The organism is Methylobacterium sp. Gmos3 (genome assembly GCF_056430985.1).
This window is the reverse complement of sequence record NZ_JBWJYL010000002.1, coordinates 257,269-277,065: the sequence shown is the minus strand read 5'-3', so window position 1 is coordinate 277,065 and position 19,797 is coordinate 257,269. Positions and strand designations below refer to the sequence as shown.

Sequence of the window (19,797 nt, the reverse complement as noted above, 5' to 3'; positions counted from 1 at the left end):
CGACCTCACGACAGCCAACCGGCGGCGACCCCCTCAGAAGGACGCGCGATGCCTGCTTACCGGACCCCCAACACAACGCTCTCCCCCGTGGCGGAGGTGCGGGCGGGTGCCGGCTACGACGGGTATTTCCGCAAGGCCCTGGATGGCCTGCACAGCGAGCGCCGCTACCGCGTCTTCGCGGACATCGAACGCATCTCCGGCCGTTTCCCGGTGGCGAAGTGGCGCCGCCCCGACGGCTCCGTCACCGAGATCACCGTGTGGTGCTCGAACGATTACCTCGGCATGGGCCAGCACCCGGACGTGGTGGGCGCCATGACCGAGACCGCCGCGCGCTGCGGCGTCGGCGCGGGCGGCACCCGCAACATCGCCGGCAACAACTCCCCGCTGGTCGATCTCGAGCGCGAACTCGCCGACCTGCACGGCAAGGAGGCGGGCCTCGTCTTCACGTCGGGCTACGTGTCGAACCAGGCGGGCATCTCGACCATCGCCAAGCTGATCCCGAACTGCCTGATCCTTTCGGACGCCTTCAACCACAACTCGATGATCGAGGGCGTGCGTCATTCCGGCTGTGAGAAGAAGATCTTTCGCCATAACGACCTCGCCCATCTCGAGGAGCTGCTGCGCGAGGCCGGCGACCGGCCGAAGCTGATCGCGTTCGAATCGGTCTACTCGATGGACGGCGACGTGGCCCCGATCGGCCGGATCTGCGACCTCGCGGAACGCTACGGCGCCATGACCTACCTCGATGAGGTCCACGCGGTAGGCCTCTACGGCGAGCGAGGCGCCGGCATCGCCGAGCGCGACGGCGTGATGCACCGGGTGGACGTGATCGAGGGCACGCTGGCCAAGGGCTTCGGCTGCGTCGGCGGCTACATCACCGGCTCGGCGGCGATCTGCGACGCCGTGCGCAGCTTCGCCCCGGGCTTCATCTTCACCACCGCCCTGCCGCCGGCCGTGGCGGCGGCGGCGACGGCCTCCGTGCGCTACCTGAAGCGCTCCAACGCCGAGCGCATCGCGCATCAGCGTCAGGCCGCCGCGACCAAGGCGGCCCTCGATGCGGCCGGTCTGCCGCTGCTGGAGACCGAGACCCACATCGTCCCGGTGATGGTGGGCGATGCCGAGCTGTGCAAGGCGGCGGCCGACCATCTGCTCGAACGGCACCGGATCTACATCCAGCCGATCAACTACCCCACCGTCCCGCGCGGAACGGAGCGCCTGCGCATCACACCGTCGCCGTTCCACGATGCCGCCCAGATCGCGCGCCTCACCGAGGCGCTAAAGGAGACCTGGGCGACGCTCGGCCTGCCGCGCGCGGGTACGGTGTTCGTGGAAGCGGCCGAGTAGCCTGCTCGGCAAACCGGGTCCTACCCTCCACCTCATCCTGAGGTGCCCGCGGCAGCGGGCCTCGAAGGAGGGCTCCGGAAGCCTCCGCGATCCCTGGAGCCCTCCTTCGAGGCGGCTTCGCCGCACCTCAGGATGAGGTGGAGAATAGGGTTGGCCGGTGCGACGCCAGTCCACACGAATAACGGTGAGCCGTCTGTAGGCTCGCCATCGCAGCCTCCTGCCTGTAACCACCGTCGCAAATCCGCGACGCAAGAGTCCAAGACGCTATGATTTCCTCGCCCCTCATGACCGTGATGGTCGATGCCGCGCGCAAGGCCGCCCGCAGCCTGCGGCGTGACTTCGGCGAGGTCGAGAACCTCCAGGTCTCGCGCAAGGGGCCGGGCGACTTCGTCTCCGCCGCCGACCGCAAGGCCGAGGAGGTGGTGCGCGATGCCCTGTTGAAGGCGCGCCCCGGCTACGGCCTCGTGCTGGAAGAGGGCGGCATCATCGAAGGCACCGACAAGAGCCACACGTGGCACGTCGATCCCCTCGACGGCACCTCGAACTTCCTGCACGGCGTGCCGCATTTCGCGGTCTCCATCGGGCTGGAGCGCGAGGGCGTGATCGTCGCGGGCGTGGTGTTCGATCCGATCAAGGACGAGCTGTTCGTCGCCGAGCGCGGCAAGGGCGCCTACCTGAACAACCGCCGCATCCGGGTCGCGGCCCGCACCGAGATGGCGGACGCCCTCGTCGGCTACGGCACCCCCTATCTCGGGCGCGGCAGCCATCCGCGTCTGCTGCGCGAGATTTCCGCCGTGATGGCAGTCTCAGGCGGTACCCGTCGCATGGGTTCGGCGGCGCTCGACCTCGCCTATGTCGCCTGCGGGCGGCTCGACGCCTATTGGGAGCGCGATCTCCAGACCTACGATTTCGCCGGGGGCGTCGCCCTGGTGCGCGAGGCCGGCGGCTTCGTGACCTCGGCGGACGGCGCGGCCGAGCCCCTGGCGCCCCGCTCGGTGTGCTGCGGCAACGAGAGCCTGCAGCGCGACCTGCTGGCGATCCTCAAGAAGGCTCAAGGCGCCGGCTGAGGGGGCCGACTGGCATCGCGCCAGCCCATCTGCTTTAACCGCCCCTTTCGTCAGGGAAGATCACCCGCATGGAAGCCCGCCGCCACGTCGCGCTGAAGGAATCGATTCGCTCGATTCCCGATTATCCGAAGCCCGGCATCGTCTTCCGCGACATCACCACGCTCCTGTCGGATCCGCGCTCGTTCCGGCGGGCGGTGGACGCGCTGGTGCACCCCTATGCCGGCGGCGGCATCAAGCAGGTGGCGGGAATCGAGGCGCGGGGCTTCATCCTCGGGGGCGCCATCGCCCACCAATTGTCCTGCGGCTTCGTGCCGATCCGCAAGAAGGGCAAGCTCCCGCACAAGACCGTCTCGATCGCCTACGCCCTCGAATACGGCACCGACGAGATCGAGATCCACGTCGATGCCGTCGGCCCCGGCGACCGGGTTTTGCTGGTGGACGACCTGATCGCCACGGGGGGCACCGCCATCGCGGCGGTCAACCTGCTGCGCAAGATCGGCGCGGAAGTCGTGGCGGCCTGTTTCGTCATCGATCTGCCGGAGATCGGCGGCGCCAAGCGCCTGCGCGACCTCGGTGTGGACGTGCGTACCCTCATGGAGTTCGAGGGACACTAAGGAATGGCCCGAACGGGCCTGCAAAAAGTTGACTTGTGCCGACCCTTCCGCCATAAGCCGGCCACCCGCGACGGGGCGCCCCACTTGGGCGCCCTTCGTGTTTGCGAGACATGCAGGACGCGTGAAGGTCGGGAGCGGCATAGCCGCCCGCGAGCGCGCCTCGACCTTTGAAGGCCATTCGTCATGAAGAGAACCTATCAGCCGAGCAAGCTCGTCCGTAAGCGTCGCCACGGCTTCCGCGCGCGGATGGCCACGGCCGGCGGCCGCAAGGTGCTGGCCCGTCGCCGCGCCCACGGCCGCAAGCGCCTGTCGGCCTGAGCCCGGCGGGTCGAGACCCGCCGCCGCGCCCTGTGCGCGGCCCCTTCCGGGGCATTGAAGCCGGGATCGAACGGTCGATGGCGACGATCGAACGGCTCAAGAAGCGGCCCGACTTCCTGGCCGCTGCCGCGGGCCGCCGTTTTCACACCGAACGGATGACGGCGCAGGGCATCCTGCGCTCCGAGGAAGCCGGTGGCCTGCGCCTCGGCTTCACCGTCACCAAGCGCGTCGGTCACGCGACCGAGCGCAACCGCATCAAGCGGCGGCTTCGTGCCGCCGTCGCCGAGGTCGCCGCCGGCTTGCCCGCCGACCTCGCGGGCCGTACCGCCGACATCGTGCTCGTCGCCCGCCGCCCCGCGCTCCATGCGGATTTCGCGGCCCTCACCGACGATCTCCGCAAGGCGATTCCCACGGTGACCCGCGCCGGCAAGCCGGATTCCGGCGGCAGCCCGAACCCCCCTTCATCCCGACGCGGAAAGCGCCCTCCGGCGCCGCCCGCCTCCCCGAACAAAGGCCTTGGTGTCCCCAATGGGCAATGACAAGACCAACATGTTCGTGGCCATCGGCCTGTCGCTGCTGGTGCTGCTCGGATGGCAGTACTTCGTGGCCGGGCCGCGCCTCGAGCAGCAGCGCCAGATCGAGGCCCAGAACAAGGCGGCCCAGGCGCAGACCCAGCCGCCGGGCGTGACGCCGGACGGCGTGCCCTCGCCCTCGCCGAAGGAGGGCGGCCCGGCCGCCCCGGCGCCCGGCACCGCGCCGACGCCGCCGGGCGGCCCGGTCTCCCGCGAGGCGGCGCTCGCCCGCGCCCCGCGCGTGAAGATCGAGACGCCGGCCCTTTCGGGATCGATCAACCTGAAGGGCGCGCGCATCGATGACGTCGCGCTGAAGAATTACCACGAGACCATCGACCCCAAGAGCCCCGAGATCGTCCTGTTCTCGCCGGCCGGGACCGAGACGCCCTATTACGCCGAGTTCGGCTGGGTCGGCGCCAACGCCAAGCTGCCGAACAGCGAGACGGTGTGGACCGCCGACGGCAAGACGCTCTCTGCGGGCATGCCCGTAACCCTGACCTGGGACAACGGCGAGGGCCTGACGTTCAAGCGCATCGTCGCCGTCGACGACAAGTACATGTTCACGGTGCGCGACTCGGTCGAGAACAAGAGCTCGGGCGAGGTAACGCTCTACCCCTACAGCCTCGTCTCGCGCTGGGGTAAGCCGCACACTCAGGGCTATTACGTCCTGCACGAGGGCATGATCGGCTATCTCGGCGACGACGGCCTGCAGGAGATCACCTACGACAAGCTCGCCAAGGAAGGCGCCTATGGCGGCGCCAACACCAAGGGCAAGGCCTACAACAACGTCACCGGCGGCTTCCTCGGCATCACCGACAAGTACTGGGCGGCGGCGGTCATCCCCGAGCAGAACGCGCCCTATACCGGCGCCTTCACCGACCGCACCGACGGCACCACCAACGTCTACCAGGCGAGCGCCCGCGGCAACGTGGTGAACCTCGCCGCCGGTGCCTCGGCCACGACCACCCAGCGCCTGTTCGCGGGCGCCAAGGAGGTCAACGTCATCAATGCCTACCAGAAAGACCTCGGCCTCCGGCATTTCGACCTGATGATCGATTGGGGCTGGTTCTGGTTCATCACCCAGCCGATGTTCCGGGCGCTGGACTTCATCTACCACCTGTTCGGCAATTTCGGCGTCTCGATCCTGATCGTGACCCTGTGCCTGAAGCTGCTGTTCCTGCCGATCGCCAACCGCTCCTACGTCTCGATGGCCAAGATGAAGGCCGTCCAGCCGGAGATGACCTCGATCCGCGAGCGGTACAAGGACGACAAGGTCAAGCAGCAACAGGCGATGATGGAGCTGTACAAGAAGGAGAAGATCAATCCGGTCGCCGGCTGCTGGCCGGTGCTGATCCAGATTCCGGTCTTCTTCGCGCTCTACAAGGTGCTGTTCATCACCATCGAAATGCGGCACGCGCCGTTCTTCGGCTGGATCCACGACCTCGCGGCGCCGGATCCGACGAGCATCGTGAACCTGTTCGGCCTGCTGCCCTTCACGCCCCCGGAATTCATCCCGATCCACCTGGGCGTGTGGCCGATCATCATGGGCATCACGATGTTCGTGCAGATGAAGATGAACCCCGCGCCGCCGGACCCGGTCCAGGCGCAGATCTTCACCTTCATGCCCATCATCTTCACCTTCATGCTCGGCTCGTTCCCGGCCGGATTGGTGATCTACTGGGCGTGGAACAACTCGCTGTCGGTGCTGCAGCAATACATCATCATGCGCCGCAACGGCGTGAAGGTGGAGCTGTGGGATAACCTGCGACGGACGTTCCGGCGCGGCTCCAAGACGCCCGCCGGCACAGCGCCGACCAAGGGCTGACGTGACCACACCCGATACGACAGACGACGAGACGGCCGGCCTCACCGAGGCCGGCCGCCGGCTGTTCGCCGGCAGCGCCGATTTCTACGCCGCCGCGCAGACCCTCGACCGGCTGCCGCCGATGGAGCGCCTCGAGATCGCCTTCGCCGGGCGCTCGAATGTCGGCAAGTCCAGCCTGATCAACGCCTTGACCGGGCGCAACACCCTGGCGCGCGTCTCGCACACGCCCGGGCGCACGCAACAGTTGAACTTCTTCCAGATTGGCGACCGCCTGTCCCTGGTGGACATGCCGGGCTACGGCTACGCGGCCGTCGAGAAGGCCAAGGTCGAGGCCTGGACGAACCTTATCCATTCCTACCTGAAGGGCCGCGCCAACCTCGCGCGGGTCTTCGTGCTGATCGATTCCCGCCACGGATTAAAGAGCATCGACACGGACGTGCTCGATGGGCTCGACAAGGCGGCGGTGAGCTATCAGGTCGTGCTGACCAAGGCCGACGCCCTCAAGAAGAGCCAGATCGAGGCCCGCCTCGCCGGCATCCACGAGGCCCTGGCCAAGCGCCCCGCCGCCTATCCCGAGGTGATCCTGACCTCCAGCCGCGACGATTACGGTGTGGCGGACCTGCGGGCGGCGGTGGCCCGGCTGCTCGCCGAGCGCGGCCTGTGAGACTGGCGCCGCCGGATCGCGCGCTCGGCGCCTTTGCCTGCCTCTGCGGCCTGCTCGGCGTCGCGGCCAGCGCGGCGGCGGCCCATATCCCCGGCGCCGATTCGCTGAAGACCGCCGCGCAGTTCCTATTGTTTCACGCCCCCGCCATCCTCGCCCTCGTGGGCTTGGGCGCGGCGGGGCTGGTGCGGATGCCGCTCGCCCGAATCGCGGCCGGACTGCTCGCCGTGGGTCTGTGCCTGTTCTGTGGCGATCTCAGCCTTCGCGCGCTGGCGGGCCACGCGCTGTTCCCGATGGCCGCCCCAAGCGGCGGTTTCGCCCTGATGGGCGGCTGGCTGCTCGGGATCGTCGCGCTGCTCGTCCCGGCGCGGGGCTAGCGGTCCTTCAGCGCCGCCTCATAGAGGGCGGCGGCATCCTTGTGGAAGGCCGCCCGCGAGGCATCCCGCCCGTAGAACATGTGGCCGCCGGGATAGACCGAGAGGGTGAGCCGCCCTCCGCCGTAGGGCGGCACCTGCGCGATCTGCAATTTCGACGCGAAATAGGGCGTCACCAGATCGGTGGCGCCGTGGACCACGAGGACGCGGAACTTGCCGTCCAGCGCCAGCGCGCCCTTCAGGGCTGAGATGGCTTCCGGCGCCTGCCGGCGCGAGCCCCAGTTCCAGCCGCCGTTCACCGTGTTGTTCAGCAACTCGTAGCGCATGTTCGGCACCGGCCATTTCAGCGTCCGGGCGTAGAGGTCGAGCATCGCGCTGGTGAGCGGCGCATGCATCGCCGTCAGTTGCGGATCCTCGAATTGCGAGGCGAGCGAGTCGGGCTCCGGGTCCCAGCCGGTGATGCCGGTGTCGTAGAGGCTCGTCACCCGGGCGTTGTCTCGGCCATACTCGCGCTGCACGCCGCGCCCCGAGGGGCGGCCCGCCTGACGGCGCAGGAACTCGCGGTCGAGACCGGTGAGAGGCGCGAGACGATCGGCCATCCGGTCGACCGCCTGCGTGTCGCCCGGCCCCTTCAGCAGGTCGGCGAAATAGGCCCCCGTGGCGTAATCCTCCGCCTGCGCCAAGGAGGCCTGTGTCGGATCCTTGCCGCTGCGTTCCTGGGCCGTTGCCGCCAGCGAAGGAAGGCGGAGCACGAAGCCCCACGGATCGTTGCGCGGCCGTTCGAGCCACGCAAAATCGAGGACCGGCGAGAGCAGGACCATGCCCGACAGTCCGACGCCGATCTCTTCCTGCAACTTGGCGGCGATAAGCGGTCCCCGGAAACCGCCATAGCTTTCGCCGACATAGAATTTCGGGCTCGCCATCCGGCTGTTGACCCGCAGATAGCGGGCGATCACCGCCGAGAGGATCGAGGCGTCCGGATCGACCGACCAGTATTTCTTGGGGTCGCCATCGGTCGCGCGGCTGTAGCCCGTGCCGATGGGATCGATGAACACGAGATCGGTGAAATCGAGCCACGTCCCGTCATTCGGCACAAGGGCGACGCTTTGCGACGGACTGATGCTGTCCTTGCCCAGCGGCAGCCGCCAGGGCCCGATGGCGCCGAGGTTGAGATAGGCCGAGGAGGCGCCGGGGCCGCCATTGATGGCGAAGGTGACAGGCCGCTCGCGGCCCTCCTCCGCCGGCCGCGTGAAGGCGATGAAGCCGATCTCGGCCTGGAGCTTCCCGCTCTCGTCCACGATGGGCAGGCTGCCGGCGGTGGCGGTGAAGTCGAGCTTGCGCCCATCGGGCAGGGTGATGCTCTGGCTCGTCACCGAATCGGCGGGCAGGCGCCGGCCCTCGGGGCCTGCCGGTTGCGCGCGGGGCGGGGCACCGTGATGGGCGTCCTGCGCTGCGAGCGGCAGCGGTAGGGCGAGCGCCAGGAGAAGGGCGCCCGCGAGGTAGCCGGCTTTGGATGATGTCATGGAGGGCGTCACGCCTTCTTGTTCCAGCGGCCGGATTCGTCCTGCTGCCAATAGGCGACGGTGTGCCCCGCGTCCTTGGCCTGCTTCCACTGCTCGCGGGCGCGCAGCAGCGCATCCTGATCGGTGCCGTCGAACAGGATGCAGATGCGGGCATAGTCGCCGGCATCGGGGGGAAGATCCGCGCCCTCCACGAGGAAGCGGATCGAGGCCGCGTTCGGGTTCGCCTCCTTAAGGGTGAGCACGACGGGCTGGCTCGCGGCGTCGGGCTCGCGGTCCGTGCCGTGCGGCAGGAAGCTCTCGTCGGTATAGGTCCAGAGCTGGTCGTCGAGGGCGGACAGCCGCTCCTCACTCGCCGCCTGGATGGCCGCCTGCCAGCCGCGTTCCAGCGACCGCTCCACGAGGGTCGGCAGCACCCGTTCAAGGGGCTGATGCTGGAGATGGTAGAACAGGATCTCTGTCACGGTTGGGATCTAAGGCCTTCCCGCAGGTTTGCGAGCCGCCGCGACACCGGGACGGTGCCCCGTCCCCCCCACACGGGCACACGCCGTCATTGCGAGCGGCAGCGAAGCAATCCAGGGATCCGCCACCTTCGACAAGCGGCCCTCCGCCCCTGGTTTGCTTCGCTTCGCTCGCAATGACGGTGAGGTCGTGGGAGCGGGTGGGATTAAACCAGCCGGCTCTGCTCGATGGCGGCGCCGACGAAGCCCTTGAACAGCGGGTGCGGCTCGAAGGGCCGGGATTTCAGCTCCGGGTGGAACTGCACGCCGATGAACCACGGGTGGCCGACATGCTCCACCGTCTCCGGCAGCAGACCGTCGGGCGAAAGGCCGGAGAAGCGCAGGCCCTTGGCCTCCAACCGCTCGCGGTAGGCCATGTTCACCTCGTAGCGGTGGCGGTGACGCTCGGAGATGCGCTCCGAGCCGTAGATCTGCGCGATCTTGGACTCGGGGTCGAGTTGCGCCTCATAGGCACCGAGCCGCATCGTGCCGCCGAGGTCGCCCGCGGCCGCCCGGCGTTCCAGCTCGTTGCCGCGCAGCCACTCGGTCAGGAGGCCGACCACCGGCTCGGACGTTTCGCCGAACTCGGTGGAATTCGCGTCCGGGATGCCGGCAAGCGAGCGCGCCGCCTCGATCACCGCCATCTGCATGCCGAAGCAGATGCCGAGATAGGGAATCTTTTTCTCGCGGGCGTAGCGCGCCGCGCGGATCTTGCCCTCGGCGCCGCGCTGGCCGAAGCCGCCCGGCACGAGGATGCCGTTGAGCCCTTCGAGGAACGGGGCCGGGTCCTCGTTCTCGAAGACCTCGGCTTCGATCCATTGCAGGTTCACCTTCACCCGGTGGTTGATGCCACCGTGGGTCAGGGCCTCGATCAGCGACTTGTAGGCGTCCTTGAGCCCCGTGTACTTGCCGACGATGGCGATGGAGACCTCGCCCTCGGGATTGCGGACCCGCTCGGCGATGGTCCGCCACCGGGCCAGATCCGGCTCGTCGCCGTGCTCCAGGCCGAAATGGCCGAGCACTTCCCGGTCGAGGCCGGCGGTGCGGTAGGAAAGGGGCACCTCGTAGATCGAGGCCACGTCGCGCGCCTCGATCACCGCCGTCTCGCGCACATTGCAGAACAGGGCGAGCTTGCGCCGCTCCTCCACGGGGATCGGTCGGTCGCAGCGGCAGAGCAGGATGTCGGGCTGGATGCCGATGGAGCGCAGTTCCTTCACGGAGTGCTGCGTCGGCTTGGTCTTCAACTCGCCTGCGCTCGGAATGTAGGGTAGCAGGGTCAGGTGCACGAAGGCGGTGGTGCCGCGCGGCAATTCCTGCCCGAGCTGGCGGATCGCCTCGAAGAACGGCAGGCCCTCGATGTCGCCCACCGTGCCGCCGATCTCGACCAGCACGAAATCGAACGCGTCATTGCCTTCGAGGACGAAGTCCTTGATGGCGTTGGTGACGTGCGGGATCACCTGGATCGTGGCGCCGAGATAATCGCCGCGCCGCTCCTTGGCGATGATGTCCTGATAGATGCGCCCGGTGGTGATGTTGTCGGCCCGCGTGGCCGGCACGCCGGTGAAGCGCTCGTAATGCCCGAGGTCGAGGTCGGTCTCGGCGCCGTCGTCGGTGACGAAGACCTCCCCGTGCTGCGTCGGGCTCATCGTGCCCGGATCGACGTTCAGGTAGGGGTCGAGCTTGCGCATCCGAACCCGGTAGCCGCGGGCCTGAAGCACCGCTGCCAATGCCGCCGAGGCGAGCCCCTTGCCGAGGGAGGAGACCACGCCGCCGGTGATGAAAACGTACCGCGTCATGGGCCTCGATCCATAAAGAAGGCAGCCGCGTTTGCCAAACGGTGTTCCCGTCCAAACCGGCGGTGGCTGGGGATGGAACGCGAAGCGGCCGCAGGTTCGCGACCCGCGGGCGATCCGTGCCGAACTCAGGCGAGACGCGGGCCGTGGGCGACCCGCGCGGGACTCTTAGCGCGATTGCGGCGCGGTGGGAGCACCGGATTCCGGGGCGGGCGAGGCCGGCGCCTGCTCGGGCGTCCGGTGCTGCGCCTTGCGCAGCGTGTCGAGGAGGTTGTCCGCGCCCGCCGGGGCCTTGGTCGCCGGGGTGCCGGGCAGCGTCGGAGCGCCCGTGTCGAGAATCGACTTGGGCGCGGCCGTCCGGTGCGACATGACCGCGAGTGTCATGCTGGTGATGAAGAACAGCGCCGCGAGGATCGCGGTGGCCCGGGTGAGGGCGTTGGCCTGGCCCCGGCCGGTCATGAAGCCGCCGACACCTCCGCCGCCGCCGCCGAGGCCGAGCCCGCCCTCCGACCGCTGCAACAGCACGACGCTGATGAGGGAGAGAACGATCAGAAGGTGGACGACGATCAGGACGGTCTGCATCGGGGATCCGGGTTCGCTCGCCCGCGCCGACCGGCTTCGGTCTAGGCATGGGCGGGGGGCGGCGTCCGGCGCCGCTCCATCGAGATGCACCGGGCCTTACACCATGCGGGCGCCAGCGCCAACCACGCCCGCCTCGCGACTCAGTAGCGATCCGGCACGTGCATGTCCGCCGGGATCGGCGCGCGGAGGTAATCGGCGTGGCGCACCCGTGCGGGCAGTTGCACGGGCGGGTGCTCCACCTCGCCGTAGGGGATCTGTTCCAGGAGGTGGCTGATGCAATTGAGCCGCGCCCGCTTCTTGTCCACCGCCTCGACCACCCACCAGGGCGCCTCGGGGATGTGGGTGCGGGCCAGCATGTCCTCCTTGGCGCGGGTGTAATCCTCCCAGCGCCGCCGCGATTCGACATCCATCGGCGAGAGCTTCCACTGCTTCAGCGGATCGGTGATCCGCATGGTGAAGCGCAGGGCCTGCTCCTCGTCGGTGATCGAGAACCAGTATTTCAGGAGGACGATGCCGGAGCGCACCAGCATCCGCTCGAACTCGGGCACCGAGCGGAAGAACTCCTCGACGTCGGCCTCGGTGCAGAAGCCCATCACCCGCTCGACGCCGGCGCGGTTGTACCAGGAGCGGTCGAACAGCACGATCTCGCCGGCCGCCGGCAGGTGGGCGGCGTAGCGCTGGAAGTACCATTGCGTCCGCTCGCGCTCGTTCGGCGCGGGCAGCGCGGCCACGCGGCAGACGCGCGGGTTGAGCCGCTGGGTGATGCGCTTGATGACGCCGCCCTTGCCCGCCGAATCGCGGCCCTCGAAGATCACGACGACGCGCAGCTTGTTGTGCTGGACCCAATCCTGCAGCCGGACCAATTCGTGCTGAAGGCGCAGAAGCTCGCGGAAATAGAAGCGCCGGTTGAGCTCGGTATGGCCGGAGGCGGCATCGAGCTGATCGAGCCGGCTCTCCTCCAGATCCTGCTCCAGTTCCTCGTCATAGCTGTCGAGGATCTCGCGGCGGATCATCTCCACCAGGGCGGGAGGCGCGGAACTCAGATCCTCGGACATGGGGCGCTTTCGGTCGGGACTCGCCCACCCTCAAGACCAAGTCAGTGTGACACCCGTGCGAAGCCCGGGCGCCGAGCCCCGGCCCTCACTCAGGTGTAGGCCTTGCAGATGCCCAGGAAATCCTCGGCCACGAGGCTCGCGCCGCCGACCAGGGCGCCGTCGACGTTCTCGACGGACAGGATCTCGCGGGCGTTGCCGGGCTTCACGGAGCCGCCGTAGAGGATGCGGATCCTGTGCGCTTCCTCGCCGGCCAGCTTGTCGAGCATGTCGCGCAGGGAGGCGTGAACCTCGGCGATGTCCTTCGGCGTCGGCGTGCGCCCGCTGCCGATGGCCCAGACCGGCTCGTAGGCGATCACCGTGTCGGCGGACGTCGCGCCCTTGGGCAGGCCGATGGCCAATTGCGCGCGGACGATGTCCAGGGCGCGGCCCTGCTCGCGCTCCTCGATGGTCTCGCCGACGCAGATGATGCCGCACAGGCCGGCGCGGCGGGCGCCGAGGGCCTTGGCGTGGACGCCGTCATCGGTCTCGTGGTGGTAGGCGCGCCGCTCGGAATGGCCGACGATCACGTATTTCGCGCCGAGATCGGCCAGCATCTCGGCCGAGATCGAGCCGGTGAAGGCGCCGCTCTCGCGGGCATGGAGGTTCTGGCCGCCGATGGCGATGTTCGAGCCGTAAGCCGCCGCGACGCAGGACCCGATCAGGGTCGAGGGCGGGCAGATCAGCACGTCGATCCGGGAGCACAGATCCGGGGACAGGCCGTCGCGGATCTGCTCCACGACCGCGATCGAGGATCGCGTGCCGTTCATCTTCCAGTTGCCGGCAACCAGGGGGCGCCGCCCACTCTGCGTCATACCCCGCCTCGCTCCTCACCGTCGTGTGATCACGCGGCCGTACCAGAGCAAGCTTGGGCGCGCAAACCGCGCCAACGCCCTTTGCTAATGGTCGCGACGGGGATGGTAACGCGGGCGAGCCTTTGTTTCACGGCGCGAATGGTCTATCGCGAGCCGCGACACGGCATCTCCAGAACGGCGTTTCCAAGACACACCATGCTGCAGGGCATCCGCGCCGCCTCCGAGCACTGGCTCGGCAAGATCGTTTTGGCGATCATCTTCTCGCTGCTGCTGTTCGGCATCGGCATCTACGGCGTCGAGGATCTGATCCGCGGCGGCGGGAGCAATGCCGTCGCGACCGTGGGCAGCACCAAGATCTCGTCCGAGCAGGTGCGGCAGGCCTACCAGAACCAGCTCGAGCGCTATCAGGTGCAGCTGAAGCGCGCCCTGTCGCCGGAGCAGGCCAGGGCCCTCGGCCTCGACCGGCAGGTGATGTCGCAGCTCATCACCGAGGCCGCCCTCGACCAGAAGACCCACGATCTCGGCCTCGCGGTGCCCGACAGCGCCGTGCTGCGGGCGATCCGTGAGGAGAAGTCGTTCCAGAATGCGCAGGGCCAGTTCGAGCCGCAGCTGTTCTACCAGACGCTCCAGCGCGCCGGCCTGAACGAGTCGCGCTTCGTCAACGTGCAGCGCTCGGTGATCGCGCGCATTCAGCTGGCCGAGGCGGTCTCCGGCGGTATCACCGTGCCGTTGGCCCTGCGCGAGGCCGTCCACCGCTATACGACCGAGCGGCGGGCGGTGTCCTACCTGTTCCTCCAGCCCTCCGATGCCGGCCAGATCACCGCGCCGGGCGATGACGAGCTGAAGACCTGGTACGAGGGCAACAAGGACCGCTTCCGCGCGCCGGAATTCCGCACGGTGAACTTCCTCGTGGTCGATCCGGAGACGGTGGCGCAGGCCGAGCCGGTCTCGGACGAGGATGCCCGCAAGGCCTACGACCTCAACAAGAGCCGCTACGGCAATGCCGAGAAGCGGACCATCCAGCAGATCGTCTTCCCCGACGCGGCCTCGGCCGAGGCGGCGCGGAAGGAGATCGAGGAGGGCGCCAAGACCTTCGATCAGGTCGCCGAGGCGCGCGGCACCGCCGGCAACGAGCTGACGCTGGGCACGCTGTCCCGCGACGAGCTGTTCGACAAGACCGTGGCCGAGGCCGCGTTCAGCCTGCCCGAGGGTGGCGTGAGCCAGCCGGTGAAGGGCCAGTTCGGGCAGGTGTTGCTGCGCGTCACCAAGATCGAGCCCGGCACGGTGAAGCCGTTCGAGGAGGTGGCCCCTGAGATCCGCAAGACCCTCGCCCTGCAGCGGGCGAAGGACAAGATCGATGACATCCGCGATGGCATCGAGGACCAGCGCGCCAGCGCCAAGTCGCTCGCCGATATCGCCGCCGAGCGCAAGCTGAACCTCGTGGCGGTGCAGGCGGTGGATGGCCAGGGCAAGGCGCCGGACGGCACCCGCGTCGGCACCATCCCAGATGCCGACACGACACTGCCGGCCGTGTTCCGCGCCGAGATCGGCGGCGACAACGAGCCCCTGCGCACCAAGACCGGCGGCTTCATCTGGTACGACGTCACCAAGATCGACGCCGCCCACGACAAGCCGTTCGATGAGGTGAAGGACGCGGTGAAGGCCGGCTGGATGCAGGCCGAGAACGCCAAGCGCCTCCAGGCCAAGGGCCGCGAACTGGTCGAGAAGCTCGACAAAGGCGCGAGCATCGAGGACGCGGCCAAGGAAGTGGGCGTGAACGCGCAGGAGACGACGGACCTCGCCCGCAGCCAGCCGAAGGACATGCTCACCGCGGACGTGGTGAACCTGATCTTCGCGACGCCGGTCGACAAGGCCGGCAGCGCGGCCTCTGGCGATTCGCGCGCTGTGTTCAAGGTGACGTCGGCGACGGTGCCGGCCTTCGTGCCCGACAGCACCAGCGACAAGACCGTGACGCAGAACTTCCAGTCGGCCATCGCGGACGACGTGCTGTCGCAGTATATCGCGGACGTTCAGAAGAACGCCGGCGTGAAGGTCGACCAGGCGGCGCTCCGCAAGGTCTTCGGCGGCGAGTACTGATGTCGGACCTGCCCGATTTCGAGGCCTTCCGCGCCGCCTACGAGGCCGGGCGGCCGAGCCTGATCGAGATCGCCCTGGTGGCCGATCTCGAAACGCCGGTCGCGGCGTTCCTGAAGCTCCGGGCCCGCCATGCCGGGCCAGCCTTCCTGCTCGAGTCGGTCGAGGGCGGGGCGGTGCGCGGGCGCTACTCGATGATCGGGCTCGACCCCGATCTGATCTGGCGCTGCCGGGACGGCGCGGCCTCCCTCGCCCGCCAGCCCGACCTCAGCGCGTTCGAACCCGATGATCGCCATCCGCTCACGAGCCTGCGCGGGCTGATCGCCGAGAGTGCCATCGGCGCCGACGCGGACCGCGACCTGCCGCCGATGGCGGCGGGGCTGTTCGGCTATCTCGGCTACGACATGGTGCGCTCGATGGAGCGCCTGCCGGTGCCGAACCCCGACCCGCTCGGCGTGCCGGATGCGATCCTGATGCGCCCGCGCCTGATGGTCGTGTTCGATTCGATCCGCGACGTCATCACTGTCGTGACGCCGGTGCGCCCGGTGGAGGGTGTTGCCGCAAGGGCAGCCTACGAATCCGCGCTGGCACGTATCGACGGGGTCGCCGCCGCCCTGGAGAGCCCGCTGCCCATCGAGGCGCGGATCGACCTCGCGACGGTCGCCGCGCCGGAGCCTGTCTCGAACACCACGCCGGACGAATTCGCGGCAATGGTCGCGCGGGCGAAGGAGTACATCGTCGCGGGTGACGTGTTCCAGGTTGTCCTGTCGCAGCGGTTCGAGGCGCCGTTCACCCTGCCGGCCTTCGCGCTGTACCGCTCCTTGCGGCGCACGAACCCGGCTCCGTTCCTCTGCTACCTCGACTTCGACGCCTTCCAGATCGTCTGCTCGTCGCCGGAAATCCTCGTGCGGGTGCGCGAGGGCGTCGTGACGATCCGGCCCATCGCCGGCACCCGCCGCCGGGGCGCCACGCCTGCGGAGGACCAAGCCCTCGCCGAGGAGCTTCTGGCGGATCCGAAGGAGCGCGCCGAGCACCTGATGCTCCTCGACCTCGGCCGCAACGACGCGGGCCGCGTCTCGCGGATCGGCACCGTGCGCGTCACCGATCAGTTCTTCATCGAGCGCTACAGCCAAGTCATGCACATCGTGTCGAACGTCGAGGGCGACCTCGACACGCGGCACGATCCCCTCGACGCCCTCACGGCCGGTTTCCCGGCGGGCACCGTGTCCGGCGCGCCGAAGGTGCGGGCGATGGAGATCATCGACGAGTTGGAGAAGCAGAAGCGCGGGCCTTACGCTGGCTGCATCGGCTATTTCGGCGCGGGCGGCGAAATGGACACCTGCATCGTGCTGCGCACGGCGCTGGTGAAGGACGGGCGGATGCACGTCCAGGCGGGGGCGGGCATCGTCTACGATTCCGACCCGGCCTCCGAGCAGCAGGAATGCGTCAACAAGGCCAAGGCCCTGTTCCGCGCGGCGGAAGAGGCGGTGCGCTTCGCGGCGCAGGTGCGGCGGGGGCAATAACCCGCCATTGACCCGACTGCTCCGAGGCGCCACACGGGTTCGAGTCCCGGATCCGCGTCATGTCCAAAGTCCTCGTCATCGACAATTACGACAGCTTCACCTTCAACCTCGTCCATCTGATCGGCCCGCTCTGCGACTCGATCGAGGTGGCGCGGAACGATGCGCTGTCGGTGGCCGACATCCGTGAGAAGGCGCCGGATGCGCTGGTGCTGTCTCCCGGGCCGTGCAGCCCGAACGAGGCCGGCATCTGCCTCGACGTGGTGCGCGATCTCGCGGGCGAGATCCCGATCTTCGGCGTCTGCCTGGGGTTGCAGGCCATCGGGCAGGCCTTCGGCGGGGATGTGGTGCGCGCGCCCCTTCCCCTGCACGGGAAGGTCTCGACCATCCGCCACAAGGCGAGCGGCCTGTTCCGGGGCATCAACGACAGTTTCGAGGCGACGCGCTACCACTCGCTGGTGGTGGACCGGGCGACCTGCCCCTCGGCGCTCGCCGTGACCGCCGAGGCGGACGGGCTCATCATGGGCCTGCAGCACGAGACGCTTCCGGTGCATGGGGTGCAGTTCCACCCGGAGAGCATCCGCTCGCAGCACGGCGCCGACATCGTGAGGAACTTCCTCGATCTCGCCAAAGCCTGGAACGCGCAGCGTGACAGGACGGCCGCCGACGTGCATTGACGCCGCCGGCCCCGCCACTCGCGACGAGTCCGATGGATAGTTTCAGACCGCTCCTCGCCAAGGTCGCCGGGGGCCAGCCCCTCGAGCGCGCCGAAGCGCGCGCGGCCTTCGACCTGCTGCTGTCCGGCGAGGTGACGCCCGTCCAATCCGCCGCCTTCCTCACGGCGCTCAAGCTGCGCGGCGAGGACGTGGAGGAGATCGTCGGCGCCGCCGAGGCGATGCGGGCGCGGATGGTGCGCGTGACGGCGCCGGACGGCGCGGTCGATGTCGTCGGGACGGGGGGCGACCATTCGGGCAGCGTCAATGTCTCGACCCTCGCCGCCATCCTCGTCGCGGCCTGCGGCGTGCCGGTGGCCAAGCACGGCAACCGCGCCGCTACCTCGCGGTCCGGCGCGGCCGATGTGCTCGCGGCGCTCGGCGTGGCACTGGGGCTCGATCCGGCGGGCCAGGAACGCTGCCTCGCGGAAGCCGGGCTGTGCTTCCTGTTCGCGCAGACGCATCACGGCGCGATGCGCCACGTCGCGGCGGTGCGGGCCGAATTGCCGGTGCGGACGATTTTCAATCTGCTAGGCCCCCTGTGCAATCCGGCCGGCGTCATCCGCCAGCTCTTCGGCGTCGCGGATGGCACCCGCGCCGAGCCCTTGACGCGGGTGCTGGCCGAACTCGGCAGCGAGCGGGTCTGGACCGTGCACGGGTCGGATGGGCTCGACGAGATCACCGTCACCGGGCCGACCGGCGTCGTCGCACTGGAGGACGGCCGGATCACGCGGTTCACCATCGATCCGCGCGATGTCGGCCTGCCCTTGCGCGCCCCGGAGGAACTGCGCGGCGGCGACCCGGCGCACAACGCCAGGGCTCTCGGAGCGGTGCTCGCGGGCGAACGAAACGCCTACCGCGACATCGCGGTTGTCAATGCGGGCGCGGCTCTCGTCGTCGCGGGGCGGGTCCAGACCCTGGTGGAAGGGGTCGGCCGGGCGCAGGATGCGATCGATTCCGGCGCGGGCCGTGCCACCCTCGCGCGTCTGGTGCGCGTGTCGCAAGAATGCTCGAAGGGGCAGGAGAGCCGATGACCTCGCTGACGCAAGAGGCCACGCCCGACCCCGCCGCCGAGGCGCCCGAGCGGCCGAACGTGCTCGCGCGGATCGAGGCGTACAAGCGCCGCGAGATCGCCGAGGCGAAGCTGCGGGTGTCCTTGGCCAAGCTTGAGAAGAAGGTCGCGCAGGCCGATCCGCCGCGCGGCTTCGCGGAGGCGATCCGCGCCCACCGGGCGGAGGGGCGCACCGCCCTCATCGCCGAGGTGAAGAAGGCCTCGCCCTCGAAGGGGCTGATCCGCGCCGATTTCGATCCGGCCACCCTGGCAACGGCCTATGAGAAGGGCGGCGCCACCTGCCTGTCGGTGCTCACCGACGAGCCCTCCTTCCAGGGCAAGCCCGACTACCTCATCGCCGCGCGGGAGGCCTGCCGCCTGCCGGTGCTGCGCAAGGACTTTATGTTCGAGCCCTATCAGGTCTACGAGGCGCGGGCCTGGGGGGCCGATTGCATCCTTGTCATCATGGCCTGCCTCGATGACGATGAGGCCGCCGCCCTGGTCGAGACCGCGCACGAACTGAAGATGGACGTGCTGGCCGAAGTCCACGACGAGGCCGAACTGGCCCGTGCGCTGCCGCTCGGCACGGCCCTGGTCGGTATCAACAACCGCAACCTGAAGACCTTCGAGGTCTCGTTCGACAACGCCCTGCGGCTGAAGCCCGGCATCCCGGACGACCGGATCGCCGTGGCCGAGAGCGGCATCGGCAGCCATGCCGACGTGGAGACGCTGGCCAAGCACGGGTTGAATACGGTGCTGGTGGGCGAGAGCCTGATGCGCCAGGGCGACGTCACCGAAGCGACCCGGGCGCTGCTGTTCGGGGAAACGGGTAAGAAGTCCAAGGCATGAGCGAGGGCCTCACCCATCTCGACGCCTCGGGCGCGGCCAACATGGTCGATGTCACCGACAAGCCCGCCACCAACCGCACCGCTCGGGCCGAGGGCTTCGTGGCGATGCGGCCGGAGACCCTGAACCTGATCCGCGAGGGCGACGCCAAGAAGGGCGACGTGATCGGCACGGCCCGGCTCGCCGGGATCATGGCGGCCAAGCGGACCCATGAGCTCATCCCGCTCTGCCACCCGCTGCTCCTGTCGAAGGTGCGGGTGGAATGCGAGGAGGATGCGAGCCTGCCCGGCCTGCGCCTCACCGCCGAGGTACGGGTGCAGGGGCCGACCGGCGTCGAGATGGAGGCGTTGACCGCCGTCTCGGTGGCCTGCCTCACGGTCTACGACATGGTGAAGGCGGTGGATCGCGGCATGCGCATCGAGGGCATCCGCCTCCTCGCCAAGGATGGCGGGCGCTCCGGCGCCTACAGGGCAGACGCAGCAGAGTGAGGCCAGGGC

Annotated in this window: 20 protein-coding genes; 14 read left to right on the top strand and 6 right to left on the bottom strand. The window is 68.9% G+C overall.

What is annotated here, in order from left to right; genetic code table 11:
* Positions 1 to 48 precede the first annotated feature (48 nt).
* From hemA to ACS5Q7_RS04750, 8 genes are all read left to right on the top strand, one after another.
* On the top strand, positions 49 to 1,344 hold the full coding sequence (gene hemA / locus ACS5Q7_RS04785) for a 5-aminolevulinate synthase (RefSeq protein ID WP_478338278.1): 1,296 nt from the start codon (positions 49 to 51) through the stop codon (positions 1,342 to 1,344).
* A gap of 266 nt (positions 1,345 to 1,610) precedes the next feature.
* Positions 1,611 to 2,411 carry an inositol monophosphatase family protein gene (locus ACS5Q7_RS04780; RefSeq protein ID WP_463846548.1) on the top strand — a complete coding sequence of 267 codons (801 nt, stop codon included), beginning with the start codon at positions 1,611 to 1,613 and terminating at the stop codon, positions 2,409 to 2,411.
* A 68-nt stretch (positions 2,412 to 2,479) separates the two neighbouring features.
* A complete protein-coding gene (locus tag ACS5Q7_RS04775) occupies positions 2,480 to 3,025 on the top strand; it encodes an adenine phosphoribosyltransferase (protein WP_478338277.1) in 546 nt (181 codons plus the stop codon).
* A gap of 183 nt (positions 3,026 to 3,208) precedes the next feature.
* Positions 3,209 to 3,343: a 50S ribosomal protein L34 gene (rpmH, locus tag ACS5Q7_RS04770; protein WP_238205808.1), complete on the top strand. Its 135-nt coding sequence runs from the start codon at positions 3,209 to 3,211 to the stop codon at positions 3,341 to 3,343.
* A gap of 77 nt (positions 3,344 to 3,420) precedes the next feature.
* Positions 3,421 to 3,882 (top strand): ribonuclease P protein component, encoded by a 462-nt coding sequence (rnpA, locus tag ACS5Q7_RS04765; RefSeq protein ID WP_478338276.1) that lies wholly within the window; start codon positions 3,421 to 3,423, stop codon positions 3,880 to 3,882.
* Complete coding sequence (gene yidC / locus ACS5Q7_RS04760) at positions 3,872 to 5,740, top strand: membrane protein insertase YidC (RefSeq protein ID WP_478338275.1); 1,869 nt, start codon at positions 3,872 to 3,874, stop codon at positions 5,738 to 5,740. Before rnpA ends, yidC begins: the two co-directional genes overlap by 11 nt.
* Before the next feature lies 1 nt (position 5,741).
* On the top strand, positions 5,742 to 6,404 hold the full coding sequence (yihA, locus tag ACS5Q7_RS04755; protein WP_478338274.1) for a ribosome biogenesis GTP-binding protein YihA/YsxC: 663 nt from the start codon (positions 5,742 to 5,744) through the stop codon (positions 6,402 to 6,404).
* A complete protein-coding gene (locus tag ACS5Q7_RS04750) occupies positions 6,401 to 6,778 on the top strand; it encodes a DUF423 domain-containing protein (RefSeq protein ID WP_478338273.1) in 378 nt (125 codons plus the stop codon). The genes yihA and ACS5Q7_RS04750 overlap by 4 nt, the downstream gene beginning before the upstream one ends.
* On the opposite strand, the gene ACS5Q7_RS04745 is transcribed toward ACS5Q7_RS04750, so the two are convergent.
* The 6 genes from ACS5Q7_RS04745 to tpiA form a co-directional block, all read right to left on the bottom strand.
* Entirely contained in the window at positions 6,775 to 8,298 is a 1,524-nt protein-coding gene (locus ACS5Q7_RS04745) for a S10 family peptidase (protein WP_478338272.1), read from the bottom strand. The genes ACS5Q7_RS04750 and ACS5Q7_RS04745 overlap by 4 nt on opposite strands.
* Before the next feature lie 8 nt (positions 8,299 to 8,306).
* A complete protein-coding gene (locus tag ACS5Q7_RS04740) occupies positions 8,307 to 8,759 on the bottom strand; it encodes a DNA polymerase III subunit chi (RefSeq protein WP_478338271.1) in 453 nt (150 codons plus the stop codon).
* A gap of 203 nt (positions 8,760 to 8,962) precedes the next feature.
* Positions 8,963 to 10,591, bottom strand: a complete 1,629-nt coding sequence (locus ACS5Q7_RS04735; protein WP_478338270.1) for a CTP synthase — start codon at positions 10,589 to 10,591, stop codon at positions 8,963 to 8,965.
* A gap of 165 nt (positions 10,592 to 10,756) precedes the next feature.
* Entirely contained in the window at positions 10,757 to 11,170 is a 414-nt protein-coding gene (gene secG, locus ACS5Q7_RS04730; RefSeq protein WP_478338269.1) for a preprotein translocase subunit SecG, read from the bottom strand.
* Between the two features lie 140 nt (positions 11,171 to 11,310).
* Positions 11,311 to 12,225: a polyphosphate kinase 2 gene (gene ppk2, locus ACS5Q7_RS04725; protein ID WP_478338268.1), complete on the bottom strand. Its 915-nt coding sequence runs from the start codon at positions 12,223 to 12,225 to the stop codon at positions 11,311 to 11,313.
* An 89-nt stretch (positions 12,226 to 12,314) separates the two neighbouring features.
* Positions 12,315 to 13,076 carry a triose-phosphate isomerase gene (gene tpiA, locus ACS5Q7_RS04720; protein ID WP_478338267.1) on the bottom strand — a complete coding sequence of 254 codons (762 nt, stop codon included), beginning with the start codon at positions 13,074 to 13,076 and terminating at the stop codon, positions 12,315 to 12,317.
* 195 nt (positions 13,077 to 13,271) lie between these two features.
* Between tpiA and ACS5Q7_RS04715 the strand changes: the two genes are divergently transcribed.
* Genes ACS5Q7_RS04715 through moaC form a run of 6 tightly spaced genes read left to right on the top strand, consistent with a single transcriptional unit; the run spans position 13,272 to position 19,788 of the window.
* Positions 13,272 to 15,173, top strand: coding sequence for a peptidyl-prolyl cis-trans isomerase (locus ACS5Q7_RS04715; protein ID WP_478338266.1), 1,902 nt, complete (start codon positions 13,272 to 13,274; stop codon positions 15,171 to 15,173).
* Complete coding sequence (gene trpE, locus ACS5Q7_RS04710) at positions 15,173 to 16,693, top strand: anthranilate synthase component I (RefSeq protein WP_478338265.1); 1,521 nt, start codon at positions 15,173 to 15,175, stop codon at positions 16,691 to 16,693. Before ACS5Q7_RS04715 ends, trpE begins: the two co-directional genes overlap by 1 nt.
* 59 nt (positions 16,694 to 16,752) lie before the next feature.
* Positions 16,753 to 17,367, top strand: coding sequence for an anthranilate synthase component II (locus tag ACS5Q7_RS04705; RefSeq protein WP_478338264.1), 615 nt, complete (start codon positions 16,753 to 16,755; stop codon positions 17,365 to 17,367).
* Between the two features lie 32 nt (positions 17,368 to 17,399).
* Positions 17,400 to 18,437: an anthranilate phosphoribosyltransferase gene (trpD, locus tag ACS5Q7_RS04700; protein WP_478338263.1), complete on the top strand. Its 1,038-nt coding sequence runs from the start codon at positions 17,400 to 17,402 to the stop codon at positions 18,435 to 18,437.
* On the top strand, positions 18,434 to 19,303 hold the full coding sequence (gene trpC, locus ACS5Q7_RS04695; RefSeq protein WP_478338262.1) for an indole-3-glycerol phosphate synthase TrpC: 870 nt from the start codon (positions 18,434 to 18,436) through the stop codon (positions 19,301 to 19,303). The genes trpD and trpC overlap by 4 nt, the downstream gene beginning before the upstream one ends.
* Positions 19,300 to 19,788, top strand: a complete 489-nt coding sequence (gene moaC / locus ACS5Q7_RS04690) for a cyclic pyranopterin monophosphate synthase MoaC (RefSeq protein WP_478338261.1) — start codon at positions 19,300 to 19,302, stop codon at positions 19,786 to 19,788. The genes trpC and moaC overlap by 4 nt, the downstream gene beginning before the upstream one ends.
* Positions 19,789 to 19,797: the final 9 nt, after the last annotated feature.

What these genes read in the sequence shown, in the direction of transcription:
- hemA (WP_478338278.1), top strand. Translation starts at nt 49, where the DNA reads ATGCCTGCTTACCGGACCCCCAACACAACGCTCTCCCCCGTGGCGGAG.
- ACS5Q7_RS04780 (WP_463846548.1), top strand. Translation starts at nt 1,611, where the DNA reads ATGATTTCCTCGCCCCTCATGACCGTGATGGTCGATGCCGCGCGCAAG.
- ACS5Q7_RS04775 (WP_478338277.1), top strand. Translation starts at nt 2,480, where the DNA reads ATGGAAGCCCGCCGCCACGTCGCGCTGAAGGAATCGATTCGCTCGATT.
- rpmH (WP_238205808.1), top strand. Translation starts at nt 3,209, where the DNA reads ATGAAGAGAACCTATCAGCCGAGCAAGCTCGTCCGTAAGCGTCGCCAC.
- rnpA (WP_478338276.1), top strand. Translation starts at nt 3,421, where the DNA reads ATGGCGACGATCGAACGGCTCAAGAAGCGGCCCGACTTCCTGGCCGCT.
- yidC (WP_478338275.1), top strand. Translation starts at nt 3,872, where the DNA reads ATGGGCAATGACAAGACCAACATGTTCGTGGCCATCGGCCTGTCGCTG.
- ACS5Q7_RS04745 (WP_478338272.1), bottom strand. Translation starts at nt 8,298, where the DNA reads ATGACATCATCCAAAGCCGGCTACCTCGCGGGCGCCCTTCTCCTGGCG.
- ACS5Q7_RS04735 (WP_478338270.1), bottom strand. Translation starts at nt 10,591, where the DNA reads ATGACGCGGTACGTTTTCATCACCGGCGGCGTGGTCTCCTCCCTCGGC.
- secG (WP_478338269.1), bottom strand. Translation starts at nt 11,170, where the DNA reads ATGCAGACCGTCCTGATCGTCGTCCACCTTCTGATCGTTCTCTCCCTC.
- ppk2 (WP_478338268.1), bottom strand. Translation starts at nt 12,225, where the DNA reads ATGTCCGAGGATCTGAGTTCCGCGCCTCCCGCCCTGGTGGAGATGATC.
- tpiA (WP_478338267.1), bottom strand. Translation starts at nt 13,076, where the DNA reads ATGACGCAGAGTGGGCGGCGCCCCCTGGTTGCCGGCAACTGGAAGATG.
- ACS5Q7_RS04715 (WP_478338266.1), top strand. Translation starts at nt 13,272, where the DNA reads ATGCTGCAGGGCATCCGCGCCGCCTCCGAGCACTGGCTCGGCAAGATC.
- trpE (WP_478338265.1), top strand. Translation starts at nt 15,173, where the DNA reads ATGTCGGACCTGCCCGATTTCGAGGCCTTCCGCGCCGCCTACGAGGCC.
- ACS5Q7_RS04705 (WP_478338264.1), top strand. Translation starts at nt 16,753, where the DNA reads ATGTCCAAAGTCCTCGTCATCGACAATTACGACAGCTTCACCTTCAAC.
- trpD (WP_478338263.1), top strand. Translation starts at nt 17,400, where the DNA reads ATGGATAGTTTCAGACCGCTCCTCGCCAAGGTCGCCGGGGGCCAGCCC.
- trpC (WP_478338262.1), top strand. Translation starts at nt 18,434, where the DNA reads ATGACCTCGCTGACGCAAGAGGCCACGCCCGACCCCGCCGCCGAGGCG.
- moaC (WP_478338261.1), top strand. Translation starts at nt 19,300, where the DNA reads ATGAGCGAGGGCCTCACCCATCTCGACGCCTCGGGCGCGGCCAACATG.